The organism is Caulobacter sp. D5, from assembly GCF_003185805.1.
Classification (GTDB): Bacteria; Pseudomonadota; Alphaproteobacteria; order Caulobacterales; family Caulobacteraceae; genus Caulobacter.
Genome location: NZ_QHJY01000421.1, coordinates 1 through 1,118 on the forward strand (window position 1 = coordinate 1; position 1,118 = coordinate 1,118).

Genomic DNA, 1,118 nt, shown 5'->3' on the forward strand with positions numbered 1-1,118 from the left:
CGATGGGCGCCAAGACCGGCACCGTGAAGGTTCCGTTCCGCTTCCCGGGCGGCGCGTAAGACTTACGCGCCCACCCAACGGGGGTCCAAGCGCCTCCGCTGGTCCAGGCCGGCGTCTCCCAGACGGGAAACGCCATGGCCGGACCGGCGGGGGCGTTTTGCTGTCTGGAGTCTGCCGATCAAAGAATAGACAGCCTCCGCCCAAGAAAAAGGCCCGCCTTGCAGGGCGGGCCAGGGTCTAGGAGGGAGAACGCAACGAAGAAATATCCGGAGCGCGCTACGCTACGCCGCGCCCGGCCACCGACAAAAACTCAGTATTCTTCCCAGTCCTGGTCGATCGCGACGGCGGTCGAGCCGCGCGAGACCACAGCGCCGGGACGCGATGCGACGCGGGCGGCCGCAGCGGGACGCGGCGCGGGCCGCGCGACCGGAGCCGCCGCGGCCTTGTGGGAGGTCTTGAAACCGCCGATCAGGCGCGTCAGCTCGGCCGACTGGCCTTTCAGGGAATGGGTGGCGGCCGTGGTCTGCTCGACCATGGCGGCGTTCTGCTGGGTGACCTGGTCCATCTGGTTCACGGCGATGTTGACCTGGGCCAGACCGCTGGACTGTTCCTGGGCCGAGGACGAGATCTCGCCCACCAGCCCGTCGATCTCGCCGACCTTGTCGACGATGCCGCGCAGGGCCTCGCCGGTCTGGCCGACCAGGGCGACGCCGGCCTCGACCTGCTTGGACGAGGCGCCGATAAGGGCCTTGATCTCCTTGGCCGCTTCCGCCGAGCGCTGGGCCAGGGCCCGCACTTCCGAAGCCACCACCGCGAAACCCTTGCCCGCATCGCCCGCCCGGGCCGCCTCGACGCCCGCGTTCAAGGCCAGAAGGTTGGTCTGGAAGGCGATCTCGTCGATCACCCCGATGATATTGCTGATCTCGCGCGAGCTGGTCTCGATCTCGCCCATGGCGGCGACCGCGTCGTTGACGACCACGCCCGAACGCTCGGCCTCGGTCTTGGCGCCGGCCACCACGTCGGAAGCCTTGCGGGCCCCGGCGGCCGAGCGCTTCACCGTGGCGGTGATCTCGTCGAGGGCGGCGGCGGTCTCTTCCAGGCTGGCGGCCTGCTGTTCG

1 protein-coding gene is annotated in these 1,118 nt (G+C 69.5%); it reads right to left on the minus strand.

All coding sequences use genetic code 11. The features are described from left to right. Positions 1–310 precede the first annotated feature (310 nt). Positions 311–1,118 (minus strand): methyl-accepting chemotaxis protein (locus DMC18_RS22690; protein ID WP_233248258.1); only part of this gene is annotated, 808 nt, incomplete at its 5' end.